The organism is Rhizobium sp. N731 (genome assembly GCF_001664145.1).
GTDB classification, from domain to species: domain Bacteria; phylum Pseudomonadota; class Alphaproteobacteria; order Rhizobiales; family Rhizobiaceae; genus Rhizobium; species Rhizobium esperanzae.
Window position 1 is genome coordinate 3846041 of sequence record NZ_CP013601.1, and the last position, 14009, is coordinate 3860049.

12 protein-coding genes are annotated in these 14009 nt (G+C 61.8%); 2 read left to right on the plus strand and 10 right to left on the minus strand.

The genetic code is table 11. The features are described 5' to 3' along the window. The first annotated feature begins 78 nt into the window (after positions 1 to 78). Positions 79 to 933, plus strand: a complete 855-nt coding sequence (locus AMK02_RS18655) for a MurR/RpiR family transcriptional regulator (protein WP_011426888.1) — start codon at positions 79 to 81, stop codon at positions 931 to 933. A gap of 10 nt (positions 934 to 943) precedes the next feature. On the opposite strand, the gene AMK02_RS18660 is transcribed toward AMK02_RS18655, so the two are convergent. The 9 genes from AMK02_RS18660 to AMK02_RS18700 form a co-directional block, all read right to left on the minus strand. Then, positions 944 to 2527 carry an FGGY-family carbohydrate kinase gene (locus tag AMK02_RS18660; RefSeq protein WP_064805098.1) on the minus strand — a complete coding sequence of 528 codons (1584 nt, stop codon included), beginning with the start codon at positions 2525 to 2527 and terminating at the stop codon, positions 944 to 946. Beyond that, a complete protein-coding gene (locus AMK02_RS18665) occupies positions 2527 to 3216 on the minus strand; it encodes an HAD family hydrolase (protein WP_064805100.1) in 690 nt (229 codons plus the stop codon). The genes AMK02_RS18660 and AMK02_RS18665 overlap by 1 nt, the downstream gene beginning before the upstream one ends. 97 nt (positions 3217 to 3313) lie before the next feature. Further along, positions 3314 to 4795, minus strand: a complete 1482-nt coding sequence (locus AMK02_RS18670) for a mannitol dehydrogenase family protein (RefSeq protein ID WP_064805102.1) — start codon at positions 4793 to 4795, stop codon at positions 3314 to 3316. A gap of 82 nt (positions 4796 to 4877) precedes the next feature. Beyond that, complete coding sequence (locus AMK02_RS18675; RefSeq protein WP_064805104.1) at positions 4878 to 5876, minus strand: ABC transporter ATP-binding protein; 999 nt, start codon at positions 5874 to 5876, stop codon at positions 4878 to 4880. Positions 5877 to 5892: 16 nt separating this feature from the next. Continuing rightward, positions 5893 to 6723, minus strand: coding sequence for a carbohydrate ABC transporter permease (locus tag AMK02_RS18680; protein WP_064805105.1), 831 nt, complete (start codon positions 6721 to 6723; stop codon positions 5893 to 5895). A 1-nt stretch (position 6724) separates the two neighbouring features. Next, entirely contained in the window at positions 6725 to 7597 is an 873-nt protein-coding gene (locus AMK02_RS18685; protein ID WP_020922334.1) for a carbohydrate ABC transporter permease, read from the minus strand. 135 nt (positions 7598 to 7732) lie between these two features. Beyond that, positions 7733 to 9043: an ABC transporter substrate-binding protein gene (locus AMK02_RS18690; protein ID WP_064805107.1), complete on the minus strand. Its 1311-nt coding sequence runs from the start codon at positions 9041 to 9043 to the stop codon at positions 7733 to 7735. A gap of 145 nt (positions 9044 to 9188) precedes the next feature. Beyond that, positions 9189 to 10142 (minus strand): sugar-binding transcriptional regulator, encoded by a 954-nt coding sequence (locus tag AMK02_RS18695; RefSeq protein WP_064805109.1) that lies wholly within the window; start codon positions 10140 to 10142, stop codon positions 9189 to 9191. 113 nt (positions 10143 to 10255) lie between these two features. Next, a complete protein-coding gene (locus AMK02_RS18700; protein WP_170965855.1) occupies positions 10256 to 10834 on the minus strand; it encodes an exopolysaccharide biosynthesis protein in 579 nt (192 codons plus the stop codon). A 307-nt stretch (positions 10835 to 11141) separates the two neighbouring features. Here AMK02_RS18700 and AMK02_RS18705 point away from each other — a divergent pair, with 307 nt between their 5' ends. Beyond that, on the plus strand, positions 11142 to 12059 hold the full coding sequence (locus AMK02_RS18705) for an ROK family protein (protein WP_064805113.1): 918 nt from the start codon (positions 11142 to 11144) through the stop codon (positions 12057 to 12059). Here AMK02_RS18705 and AMK02_RS18710 read toward each other — a convergent pair. Further along, the gene (locus tag AMK02_RS18710) at positions 12056 to 13966 is read right to left on the minus strand and encodes a beta-N-acetylhexosaminidase (protein WP_064805115.1); all 1911 of its coding nucleotides are present in this window, start codon (positions 13964 to 13966) and stop codon (positions 12056 to 12058) included. The two genes, AMK02_RS18705 and AMK02_RS18710, sit on opposite strands and share 4 nt — an antisense overlap. Positions 13967 to 14009: the final 43 nt, after the last annotated feature.

Sequence of the window (14009 nt, forward strand, 5' to 3'; positions counted from 1 at the left end):
TCCGAAAATAGTTGCAAAGACAAAGGGGCGCGTTAGCGCATCCACGGAACGCCTCTGAGGAAATACGGGGAGGCTGATGTGGAAGACTTTGTGCACAAACTCAGGCAATACGTAAAAAGCGGCACACCGGCCGAGCGTCGCATTGCGAAATATTTCTCCGAGCACCTGAACGACCTGCCGTTTGAGACGGCAGCATCTGTCGCCGACAGGCTGGATCTCTCGCCGATGACCGTCGGGCGCTTCCTCCGCGCGCTCGGCTACCAGGGTTTGGACAGCGTCAAGGTGGAAATTCGCGAGACCGTGACCACATCGCCAGCGCAGCTGCAGAGCGCCATGAGCGAACTGCACGCGGACGCCGCGGAGGGCAAGCCGCTTGCCGTGCTGGTTGCCGAGCAGATCCAGGCCTTGCATCACATCTATCATCTGACGGCGCAGCCGCTTTGGGCCGAAGCCGTCCGCCTGATCAGCACGGCCCGCGAAGTATCGATCGCCACGCATGCGCGGCTCGCAAGCCTTGCCAATCATTTCTGCCAGCGGCTGACGCAAGCCCGTGATGGTGTTCGCACGCTCGATGCCACCGACAACCGTTTTGCCGAACTCTTCGCCCGGCAGGCCGTCGACGACGCTTTGCTCGTCATCATCGACTGCCGCCGTTTCGCCAAGGCACGGCTGCTTGCCAGAACCGCCCGGCGCTACGGCTACAAGGTCGTGCTGATTTCGCCTCAGCAAGCAGACTGGATGGCAGATCAGTCAAACGTCATGCTGTCCTTGCCGCCGGCACGCGCCCCTGATCTCGACAATCTTCCGCCGCTGATCGCGCTGCTCGATTGCCTGTCCGAATCCGTCATTCTCGAAGTCGGAGAGGAGGCAGCCCTCCGCCGCCGCCGCATGCTGGAATTTGCGACCGTGCTCGGTGAAACCGCAAACCACTAGATGTGAGCTTTCAGAACATCGCTTCCAGTTCGGCACGGTGCCGATGCATGGTCAGAAGACGGCGGTAGTCGCGGTCGTAAAGCGCCTGTTTCGCCTTGTCGGGAAGCCGTTCGTCGCCGCCCGGATACATCGCCTCGCCGGCTGCCGCCAGATCCTCATGCAGGCCGCAGGCCACTGATGCCGCAATCGCCGTGCCCAGCAGCACCGCCTCGTTCATCTTCGGCACCACGACCTTACAGCCGGTGGCGTCGCTATAGAGTTCCATCAGCACCGGGTTCTTGACGTGTCCGCCGGCGATATGCAGCGTATCGGGCACGTAGCCATATTCCTTCATCGTCTCCAGGATATGGCGGATGCCGAGAGCGATCGCCACCGCCGACCGCCAATAGAGCGCGCAGAGCCCGTCGAAGGAGGTGTCGAGCGTCAGCCCGCTGATCACACCGACGGCATGCGGATCGGCAAGCGGCGAGCGATTGCCGTGAAAATCCGGCAGCACAAAAATCCGCTCGCCGAAAACATCGCCCTCCTCTGCCCGCAATTCGGCGATGCGCGCGACGATCTTCCGGTGCAGCGCCGCCGTCGGCTCACCGCCGGCCGCATGCATGCGCACGATATGGTCGAGCAGCGCACCGGTCGCAGATTGCCCGGCCTCGACCAGCCAGGACTGCGGGAAGACAACCTCGTAATAAGGCCCCCACATGCCGTGGCTCGGCTTGCACTCTTGCGAGAAGGCGACGATGCAGCTCGATGTTCCAGCGATCAGTGCCAGCTGGCGCTCGCGTGTTACGGGATCGGCGGCATAACCGCCGAGCGCCCCGAGTGCCCCGGCATAGGCGTCGATCATTCCCGCGGAGACATGGCACTCCGTTGTCAGCCCCAGCGCCTCGGCCGCATCGGCCGTCAGCCGGCCTATACTGCCGCCGACCTGCACAGTCTCGTCCGGCAGCCCGCCGCGGGCCTGAAGATCGTCGAGCCCGATCCGCTGCAGGAAATCCTGCTGCCATCCCTTTTCGAGATGGGCGAGATAGTTCCATTTTGCCGTCAGCGTGCAACGAGAACGAGCAGTCGACCCAGTTGATTTCCAGGTCATGAAATCGGCGAGATCGAAGAAATAGCCCGCCTTTTCCCACGTCGCCGGCAGCTTCTTCTTCAGCCACATCAGTTTCGGCATTTCCATTTCCGGCGACATGACGTGGCCGGAATGTTCGAGCACCCTGTGCTCCGTCGCCGTGCAGAAGTCGGCTTCCTTCAGCGCCCGATGATCGAGCCACACGATGGTGTCGAAACGCCGCTCGCCTGTTGTGGACACACTGATCTGCCGGCCTTCGACGTCGCGGACGACGAGCGAACAGGTCGCGTCGAAGCCGATTGCTCCGACCGAGGCGGCAGCGATACCGGATTGCTCCATCGCCCTGCGCACCGCCGTACAGGCGGCCGACCAGATGTCTTCGGAATCGTGCTCAGCGTGGTTTTCACGCGGCCGGTTCATGACGATCGGATGTTCGGCCTTGGCCAGCAGACTGCCGCTGGCATCGAAGACGCCGGCGCGCGCACTGCCGGTGCCGACATCCACCGCAACCACATGATCACGCATCAAATCGCAGTCCCGTCCAGCTTATGGTTGCGGACAAGGTGTATCAAATCCGGCATGGCGTCAAACACCACATCAGGCGAAAGTCGGTCGAGTTCGGCGCGGTATCCAGCGAAATTCGCATGCGATCCGCCGGTGAAGGCAAAGACCGTCATGCCCGCCGCCTTGGCGGCGGCAATGCCAGCCGGACTGTCCTCGATGACAAGGCAGGATCCGGGCTCGACATGCATCTGCCGCGCCGCGTGGAGGAAGAGATCGGGCGCGGGTTTCCCGCGCTTGACCATCGTCGCGCTGAAGATGTCGGGGAGCCTGTCGAGAAGTCCGGTGATGGACAGCGACAGCCGGATTCGCTCCATCTGGCTTGAAGAAGCGACACAACAGGGAATGCCGAGCCCGTCTATCGTCGCCGCGATGCCGTCTATCGGCTTCAGCTCGGTGCGGAACCGCGCGTAGAGATCGGTGCGGATGCGCTCGAGGAATTCCTCGCCGGCGTGAATATTGAACTCGATTTCGAGCGTATCGATGAGGGTTGCCAGGCTGCGGCCGAGGAAGCGCTCATAGGCCTGGTCTTCGGTGATTGAAACCCCGAGATCGCTCATCGCCCGGACGAGTACGCTGATCGAGATCGGTTCGCTGTCGACGAGCACGCCGTCGCAATCGAAAATGACCAGCCGTGGTTCAGCATCAGCCATGAAAGACCCAACCTGACTTCAATTCGGACGCATGATTGTCCCGCTTCGTCCGCAAGACGTGATTGGATGGCCAGCCGATGCCGCCACCCGCATTCCCTTACACTGCGAGCTTGCCGTCGAGATAGAGCTGTAGCGTTTCCCGCGTGCCCTTTTCCCACAAGGTTTTAAGAGCACGAGCGAAACGTTTTCGGAAAAGGTCCGATTTCGCCACCTCGCCGAAAATATCATCGAAGACGAGGAAGGCCGACGGATCGTCCTTTGCCTTCAGCGCCGCCGCGTGCAGGCGCTCGGCGCTGGCGTCGTTGAAGACGATATCCTTGCCGCTGTCGGTCTTGCCGGCGAAATAACGGCACCAGAGCGCCGAGACCAGCGCCAGGCCGATGACGTCCCTGCCCTGGCGCAGATTGTCGAGCGTCGACGGCAGGATGAATTTCGGCTGGCGGTTCGAGCCGTCCTGCGCCAGACGCGGGATGGTGTCGGCGATCTTCGGATTGAGAAGCCGATGCTCGATGAGAGCAAAATAATCCGTCAGCGAGGTATTCGGCACCGGCGGCACGATCGGAATGATCTCGTCCTTCTCGAGCTTGGCCAGGAAAGCCCGGATCAGCGGATCTTCCATGGCGTCATGCACGAAATGAATGTCCATCAGCGCCGCCGGATAGGCGATCGCGGCATGTCCGCCGTTGAGGATGCGGATCTTCATATGCTCGTAGGGCGTGACATCCGGAACAAAGGTTACGCCGACCTTTTCCAAGGCCGGGCGGCCGGCCGTGAACTTGTCTTCGAGCACCCACTGCTTGAATTCTTCGCAATAAACCGGCCAATTGTCCTCGATACCGAAATTGTCCCTGAGGAAATCGATCTCCCGCTGTCCGGTCGCCGGCGTAATGCGGTCGACCATCGCGTTTGGGAAAGCGACGTTGGCCCGGATCCAGTCGGCAAGGGCGGCATCCGAAAGGGCTGCCGTGCCGATCACGGCATTGGCGGTGACGACGCCATTATGAGGAATGTTGTCGCAAGACATCACGGTGAAGGGTCCGATGCCCTTGTCCTTGCGCGCCTTCAGGCCGGCAACGATCAGACCGAAGACCGTCTTCGGCGCACCGGGATTTTGTCCATCGGCGGCGATAGCAGGATGGGCCGGATTGAACGTGCCTGAAGCATCGATAAAATAACCGCCCTCGGTGATGGTCAGCGAGACGATGCGGATCTCGGGATCGGCAAGCCTGGCGATGACGGCGGCGGGATTGCCGACCGGCAGAATGTCGATCATCGGGGCGGTGACCCGCGCCGCCGTCTTGTTGTTGTCCTGCTCCACCACCGTCGTCAGGAAATCCTGCGCCGCAAGCTTCTCGCGCATGGCGGCATCCGATAGCAGAACGCCGGCACCGATAATTGCCCAGTCGTGATCGGCGCCCTGATTGAAGAGATCGTCGAGATAGATCGCCTGATGCGCGCGGTGGAAGTTGCCGACGCCGAAGTGCACGATGCCGGCTTTCAGCGACGCCCTGTCATAGGAAGGGATTGCGGCAGTGAGCGCCGCGTCCGAAAGCGTTGCCAGCGATAATTTGCACGTCATGTTTCAGTCCTCTTGAAGGTCTTGCCGAGACGGCCGGGCGCCATCGCCCGGCTCGCATGCCTGCCCCCAGCCGGCCGCCTGCTCAGATCGCAAGACCGCCCTCGTTGAATTTGTGAATGCGCGACCGGTCCGGTGTCAGGTAGACGGTATCGCCCGCCTTGGCGGCAAAATCGCCGCTGCCGCGCGCCGTCAGCATGCCGATCCCCTCGATTTCGATATGCAGGAAGGTATCGGAGCCGAGATGCTCGGCGACCACGACCCTGCCCTTCCAGTCGCCGCTCTCCATCGACAGCAGGATATGTTCTGGGCGGATGCCGATCGTATGCGCGCCGAGCTCGGCCGCGTTCTGGCCCTTGATGAAATTCATCTTCGGCGAACCGATGAAGCCGGCGACGAAAAGATTGCGCGGGCGGCTGTAAAGCTCGAGCGGCGAGCCGACCTGCTCGATATTGCCCCTGTTCAGCACGACGATCTTGTCGGCCATGGTCATGGCCTCGACCTGGTCATGGGTGACATAGATCATCGTCGTCTTCAGCTGCTGGTGCAACTCGCTGATTTCGAGGCGCATGTTGACGCGCAGCGCCGCGTCGAGGTTCGACAACGGTTCGTCGAAGAGGAAGGCCGAAGGCTGGCGCACGATGGCGCGGCCGATGGCGACGCGCTGGCGCTGACCGCCGGAAAGCTGGCGCGGCTTGCGCTCGAGATAGTCGGTCAGGTTCAACACGCGGGCGGCGTCGGTCACCTTGCGGTCGATTTCCGCCTTGTCGACGCCCGCCATCTTCAGCGGAAAGGCGATGTTGTTGCGCACGCTCATATGCGGATAAAGCGCATAGGACTGGAACACCATGGCAAGGCCACGTTCCGACGGCGCTTTTTCCGTGGCGTCCTTGCCGTCGATGACGATCTTGCCGCCGGACACGTCCTCGAGGCCGGCGATCAATCTCAGCAGCGTGGACTTGCCGCAGCCGGATGGACCGACGAAGACGACGAATTCGCCGTCCCTGATGTCGAGATCGATCGAGGGGATGACCTTGGCTTCGCCGAAGACCTTGGAAACCTTCTGAAGGGTAATGCTGCCCATGTTTGTCTCCCTTTTCTTATTTCACTGCGCCGAAGGTCAGGCCGCGGACGAGTTGTTTCTGGCTGAACCAGCCGAGGATCAGGATCGGCGCGATCGCCATCGTCGATGCCGCCGAGAGCTTGGCGTAGAACAGGCCTTCCGGGCTGGAATAGGAGGCGATGAAGGCGGTCAGCGGCGCCGCCTTGGAGGCGGTGAGGTTGAGCGTCCAGAACGCCTCGTTCCAGGCAAGGATGATGTTGAGAAGCAGTGTCGAGGCGATGCCGGGCACCGCCATCGGCGTCAGCACGTAGACGATCTCCTTCATCAGCGACGCCCCGTCCATGCGGGCCGCCTCGAGAATCTCGCCGGGGATTTCCTTGAAATAGGTGTAGAGCATCCAGACGATGATCGGCAGATTGATCAGCGTCAGCACGATCACCAGCCCGATACGTGTGTCGAGCAGACCCGAATTGCGGAACATCAGATAGATCGGGATCAGCGCGCCCACAGGCGGCATCATCTTGGTCGAGAGCATCCACATCAGCACATCCTTGGTCCGCTTGGTGGGCGCGAAGGCCATCGCCCAGGCGGCCGGAATGGCGATGACCAGTCCGATCAGCGTCGAGCCGAAGGAAATGACCACCGAGTTCATGAAGTGGCTGAGATAGTTCGAGCGGCTCTGCACTTCCGCATAGTTCTCCGTCGTCCAGTGGAAGAACAGGAACTGCGGCGGCGAGGCGATGGCGTCGGCTTCCGACTTGAAGCTGGTCAGGAAGGTCCAGAGGATCGGGAAGAAGATCAGGATGCCGAGCGTCCAGGCAATCGCGGTGACGATGACCTTGTGCTGCGTTGTGACTTTTCTGGCCATCTCAAGCCTCCAGATTCTTGCCGACGAGGCGAACGAGGAAGATCGCGACGATATTGGCAAGCACGACCGCGACGATGCCGCCCGCCGAAGCGCCGCCGATATCGAACTGCAGGAGCGCCTGCGCATAGACGAGATAGGTGAGGTTGGTGCTGTCGGTGCCGGGTCCGCCATTGGTGGTGACGAGGATTTCGGCGAAGACCGAAAGCAGGAAGATCGTCTGGATCAGGATCACCACGGTGATGGCGCGCGCCATGTGCGGCAGGATGATGTAAATGAATTTCGAGATCGCGCCGGCGCCGTCCATTTCAGCCGCCTCCTTCTGCTCCTCGTCGAGCGACTGCAGCGCCGTCAACAGGATGAGGGTGGCGAAGGGCAGCCATTGCCAGGCGACGATGAGGATGACGGAAACCAGCGGCGCATTCGCCAGCCAGTCGATCGGCTGCAGGCCGAGCGCCTTCGCAAGATGCGCAAACAGGCCGTTGACCGGGTTCATGAACATGTTCTTCCAGACGAGTGCAGCCACTGTCGGCATGACGAAAAACGGCGCGATGACAAGGATGCGCACGATGCCCTGGCCGTACATCGGCTGGTCGAGCAGCAGTGCAAAGGCGATGCCGCCGACGACGGTGACGACAAGAACGCCGGCAACAAGCAGCAGCGTATTGATCAGCGCGGCGATGAAGGCCGGATCGGACAGGAAATATTCGTAGTTCAGCAGGCCGACAAAGCTCTCCATGCCGGGGCTGAGCAGATTGTAGTTCAGCAGCGAGAAATAGATCGTCATCGCGAGCGGGACGATCATCCACGCAAAGAGGAACAGCACGGAGGGCGCAATCATCAGGCGCGCCGCGGAGCGAGTATGTGTTGTTGCCATGGCAATCACCGATCTGATCTGATGCAGGGAGCGGCCGCAAGGCAGCTTTAATCTGGGAAAGAGGCCGCCGATGCGGTTGGGCAATCGGCGGCCCAGAGGGGCGGATTGTCAAGGATCCGCCTCTTCTCAGGAGGTTTATTTAATGTAGCCGGCCTTGGTCATTTCCCGGGTTGCCAGCTGCTGTGCGCTCTTTAACGCCTGATCGACCGAAATCTGGCCGGCAAGGGCTGCCGAGAACTGCTGGCCCACAGCCGTCCCGATACCCTGGAATTCCGGGATCGCCACGAACTGAACGCCGACATAGGGGACCGGCTTGACGGTCGGCTTGGTCGGATCGGCCGAGTTGATCGAGTCGAGCGTCATCTTGGCGAACGAAGCCGCCTTCTGGTAGTCCGCGTTCGCATAGAGCGACTTGCGGGTGCCCGGAGGTGCGTTCAGCCAGCCTTCCTTCTCGGCGACGAGATTGGTGTATTCCTTGCTCGTCGCCCAGGCGACAAACTTCTCGGCAGCTTCGACCTTCTGCGAGCCTGCCGGGACGGCGAGGCTCCAGGCCCAGAGCCAGTTGCCACGCTTGCCGAGGCCCTTGTCCGGGGCGAGCGCAAAGCCGACCTTATCGGCGACCTGCGACTGCTTCGGATCGGCGACGAAGGAAGCGGCAACCGTTGCGTCGATCCACATGCCGCACTTGCCGGTCTGGAAGAGCGCCAGGTTCTCGTTGAAGCCGTTGGAGGAGGCGCCCGGAGGGCCGGCATCCTTCATCAGCTTGACGTAGAAGTCCAAAGTGTCCTTCCACTCAGGCTGATCGAACTGCGGCTTCCACTTTTCGTCGAACCAGCGCGCGCCGAAGGAATTAGACATGGCCGTGAGGAACGCCATGTTCTCGCCCCAGCCGGCCTTTCCACGCAGGCAGATGCCGTAGATTTCCTTGTCCTTGTTGGTGACCTTGCGGGCTGCGTCCGCGATGAAATCCCAGGTCGGGGCGTCGGGCATCTTCAGCCCGACGGCGTCGAACAGGTCCTTGCGGTACATCACCATCGAGCTTTCGCCGTAGAATGGCGCCGCATAGAGCTTGCCGTCCACGGTCAGGCCGCTGCGGATCGCCGGCAGCAGGTCGTCGACGTCATAATTGGCGCCGAGATTGTCGAGCGGCAGCAGCCAGCCCTGTTTTGCCCAGATCGGAACTTCATAGGTGCCGATCGTCAGAACGTCGTACTGGCCGCCCTTGGTCGCGATGTCGGTCGTGACCTTCTGGCGCAGCACGTTCTCTTCGAGGGTGACCCATTCGAGGTCGATGCCGGGATTCTTCGCCTTGAAATCATCCGTCAGCTTCTGCATCCGGATCATGTCGCCGTTGTTGACGGTCGCGATTGTCAGCGTCTCGGCCGAAGCCATGCCGGCAAACGCCAGTGCTGAGCAGGCGCCCAGCAGGAAAGTTCTCAATGTCATATCTTCCTCCCAGAAGACGAGATGTGAGCATTCGCTTTGCTCATGAGCAATTACTCACCACTCCATGAAAAAAGTCAATCGGCAATCGTTGCTGCGATGCCGAAGACAACGGTCTTCCTTTTGATTTAATTGCGATATTTTTTGCTCAGCTTTTGAGCAAAAATTCGGCCGTCTCTTCGTCGGTGATCAGCGCGTTGATTTGATGGCCGACGACGGCGGCTCTGATCGCCTTGAATTTGCGTTTGCCTTTGGCGAGCCCGATGACCATCGATGCCTCGCGGGACGGGATCGGCGCCGAGGCGACGCGCTCGTTGATCGGGTTGTCGAGCAGCTTGCCGTCGACATCGAAGATCCAGCCGCAGATTTCACCGACGGCGCCCCCACGCATAAGCTCCATCATTTCGTCCTTCTCGAGAAAGCCGTCGACGCAGAGGGGCCCGTCGATGCCGAGCTCGCCGATGCCGACGAAGGTGACGTCTGCCTGCGCGCTCATGTCGAGCGTCGAGCGCACCAGTTGCTGGCCATGCAGCAGCTCCCGTTCTTCGGCCGAGGTGACGAGCACCGGCAGCGGCATCGGATAGTGCCGCGCCTTGACCGCATCCGCCATGCTGAAGATGACGTTGTAATAGGCGGCCGAACCGTCCGGCGCGATATTGCCGGTCAACGAGACGATCCGGTGATTGGGACATTCGATCGCCGGAAGCTGATCGACCGCCGCCTTCAGCGTGCGGCCGGTGCCGACCGCCAGCACGATCGGTTCCGGCCGCTTCAGCCAGCGCTCGATCTCGGCCGCACCCGCCTCGGCGATGCCGACGGTGGTCGACGAGGAACCCGCATCGCTCGGCACCACCTCCACATGTTTCAGCCCGAATTTTCGCCGCAGCTGGTTGGCAAGCTCGAGGCAGGCAGCGATCGGATGGTCGAGCCGCACTTTGATCAGACGCTCGGCGACCGCAAGCGACACCAGCCGCTGCGCCGATTGCCGCGAGATGCCCATCGCGGCAGCGATTTCATCCTGCGTGCGTCCGGCGACGTAATAAAGCCAGCCGGCACGGGCTGCATCGTCGAGCCGTGCAGGGGTCTCTGATCTTTTTGCCATCTACTGCCTACCGCGCAAAATGAGCCGGCTTGCCGCCGCCGGCTTGATGTGAGTCTCTATGCGCCAGATCAAAACAAAATTCCCGAAAATGTCGAGCCTGTTGACGCCACCGCTCAGGCGAACCATTGCATGACGAAATAAATCGACGCCTTGGCGAGACCGTAAATCACACTGCCGGCAATGACGAGCGACACGGTCGTCATGATAAAGCCGATGAGCGCGAAGAGCCCGTCACGGCCCATAATGCCGAAAGCGAACACCGAAATGGTGATTGCCGGCAGGATGTTGCCGAGCGGAACCGGCAGAACGAGCACGATCGAAAGCAGCAGACAGGCAAGGCCGGCGAAATATTCCGCCGGCGGCTCGGCGAAGATCGCAAGCCGCGGCTTCAGCATGCGCTCCGCCCAGGCGAGCCAGCGGTGGATGCGGCCGACAATGGTCTCGAAGTCTTCCCGCCGCATCGAACGGTTTGCGATCGCCTTCGGCAGCCAGGGTTTCAGCCCGAAGGTCAATTGCACCGCCAGAAAAACCAATGGCGCGCCGAGCACGGCCGAGGTGCCGGGCGGGGTGGGAAAGGCGTTCGGCAGCGCGAAGATCAGCATCAGCGCACTGATCGCCCTGTCACCCATCGTCTCGAACAGATCGCCGATCGAAATCCACTCCCGGCTTCGGTCGCCTGCCAGCTGCCGCAGGACCGCTGAGAGGCGGCGGCCTTTGGGACGTGGCGGACGGGGTCTTCTGCGTCTGTTGGAATCGGCGTTTTCGATGCTCATGATACCGGTAGATGATGGAAGTGCAGGGTCCGAGTTTGGCCGCGCAATATGCCAATTGAATGACTTAAGGGATAGGAAATCAATGAGAAGACCTGTCGGCGGCTATTTGCGTTCGACCATCGCTCCTTTGCGCCGCAAGCCCATGGCAGGCAGATGCATCAAGGCTTGTAATTCTTGGCCAACAGTGCGAGCAGACGCTGAAGGCCAGAGCAACGGCAGGCAGGCAATGATTATTTCATTCGATATCGGCGGCTCCGCCATCAAGGGCGGCATCGCCCGCTCCGAGACAGACATCGTCCCCCTCGGCCGCCGGCCGACGCCGAAGGATGATTTTGCCGCTTTCGTCGAGACCCTGCGCGACATCATCGCCGAAATCGGCGAACAGCCGAGCCGCGTTGCTCTGTCGATCGCCGGCGTCGTCGATCCCGATACCCAGCGGCTGACCTGCGCCAACATTCCCTGCATCCACGGCCGCACGCTCGCAGCCGACCTCGAAGCCGAACTTGCTCTGCCTGTTTTGATCGCCAATGACGCTGACTGTTTCGCCATGGCTGAAGCCGGTCTCGGCGCCGGCCGCGGCCACCGTATCGTGTTCGGCGCCATCCTCGGCACCGGCGTCGGCGGCGGCCTGGTCGCCGACGGGCGCCTCGTCAACGAAGCCGGAGGTTTTGCCGGCGAATGGGGTCATGGCCCGATCATCGCATCGGCGGCCGGCAATCCGCCCGTCGCCATTCCCGCCTATGCCTGCGGCTGCGGCCAGAAGGGCTGTGTCGACACCGTCGGCGGCGCCCGCGGCCTGGAGCGCCTGCACAAGACGCTGCATGATCTCGACCGTGCGAGCGAAGAGATCATCGATCAGTGGCGGCGCGGCGAGGAGAAGGCGACGCGCACCATCGACGTCTATGTCGATCTCGTCGCCTCGCCGCTCGCCCTGACGGTCAACATAACAGGCGCGACCATCGTGCCGGTCGGCGGCGGGCTTTCCAATGTCGCGCCGCTGCTCGCCGAGCTCGACCAGGCGGTGCGTACCCGCATCCTGCGCAAGTTCGACCGTCCGCTGGTGGTGCCGAGCGAATGCCGCATCGAACCCGGCCTGATCGGCGCAGCCCTGCTGGGACTGAAAGCCGATGCCGCTGCATCCTAAAGCACCGGCCACATCCGCACGATCGCTGCGAACCGGTTCCAGTCTTTGCGTTCCAACGGCGTCCATCCGGCTTCGGCGACTGCCGGAAGGCGCGGGAAGACCAGCCGGTTGAAGTAGGCGCGAGAAAGGAAATTTTCGGTCCAGATGCAGGCCTGAACCCCACGCATCCTGTCCCGCAATGCTTCCGACAACTCGCCCTCGGCCTCGTAAGCATAGGTATGTTCCGGCGGTGCGTGGCCCGCCCAGCTCGCACCGGGCTCATCCCAGGCTTCCGCCTGCGCCATGTCGAGATAATAGGCTTGGCCCGGCGTCATCACCACATCATAGCCTTGCTGCGCCAGCGCGATGCCGACAGCGGACTTTTCCCAAGCCATCAGCAAAGTGCCGTCGCGGTCGATGCCGCCACCATATGAGACCTCGTTCCAGCCGGCGAGCTTCTTGCCGCGCGCCGACAACATGGCCTTGATCCGTTTCAGGAAATAGGATTGCAGCTCGGCCGTGCCGGCAATTTTCTCCCGCTCCATCAGCGCCTTGCAAAGCGGCGACGAAAGCCAGGCGCCACTTGCGACCTCGTCGCCGCCGATATGAATATATTCACCGGGAAACAGCGTGACCATCTCGTCGAACACCTTGCCGAGAAATTCATAGGTGAATTCGACCGCCGGATTGAGGGCATTGTTGAGATAACCCTGGACGGCGCGATAGCTGTCCGGCGCCTCCTGCCCGTCGACGAGCGCGGGCAGCGAGAACAGCGTCGCGGTGCTGTGGCCGGGAACGTCGATTTCCGGCACTACCTCGATATGTAGCGCGGCGGCATGCGCGACGATCCGCCTGACGTCCTCCTGCGTGTAATGGCCGGAGCGCGGTTCCGCCCCGTCACCAAGCTGCGGCACGAGCACCTCGTCCGGGCCATGCCGCGCGCCGATCTCCGTAAGCTGGGGATAGGCCTTGATCTCCAGCCGCCAGGCTTCGTCGTCGGTCAGATGCCAATGGAAGATGTTGAGCTTGTTCCAGGCGAGGATATCGATCAGCCGCATGACGTCAGCCACCGGATGGAACTGTCTGGCCGCATCGAGATGGCAGCCGCGCCAGTCATAACGGGGCTGGTCGGCGATCGTGCCGAAATCAGGAAATCTGAAGCTCTCCCGATCGGCATGCGCGCCGTGCATAAGATGCGCCAGACTGATCAGGCCATAGTGCCGACCCGTCGCATCCGCGCTGGAGAGCACGACCTCATGCGCGGTAAATCGCATTTCATAGGCGAGCGCAGCGATCGATGATTCGGTGACGAAACGAATAGCGCGCCCGCCCTTTACGCCGCAGAGCGAGAACGGCACGTTTTCGGCCGGATAGAGCCGCTGGTAAAGCGAAAGAACCAGGGACAATGCCTTGACCGCTTCGGGTCGTGTGCTCTCGGCCGGATAAAGAACGACCGGCAGCTCTCCCGACTTCAGCGCGAGCGCCAGCGGCCAGGGCAGCAGCGAATAAGGCTCCTCCACCCGGCCCGGCGGCAGAAGCGGCGGCGAAATGCCGCCATCCCGGCCTTCGAGAAGGAGATCGCCGAAACCGACAGGAACATGGCGCCCGTCGCCAAGTGTCAGATAGGCCGATTTGACCCCTGATGTCACATGTTTCGGTTCTCGGGTCAGCCCCTCTACGGTGAACCGCCAGTGGCCACCCGGCGGCACGCTCAGCCCGTCTGGCGGCCGGAACTCATGCAGATGCGCGACTTGTCGCATCAGGCTGCCACCATCGCAGACATATTTGTCGGCAACCCGCGTCTCCGACGTATAGGCGAGCGAGAAGCCGGAAAGCGGCTCGGCTGAAAGATTAAAGAGCGTGAAAGTCAAGCGCCCGAAACTGCTTTCGACGGGGCGCCAGCTTGTTTCCAGACGATAATCGGCCATGGTCGCGCCTCCGCTGTCAATGGACGGCCGAGATCACGTTAGC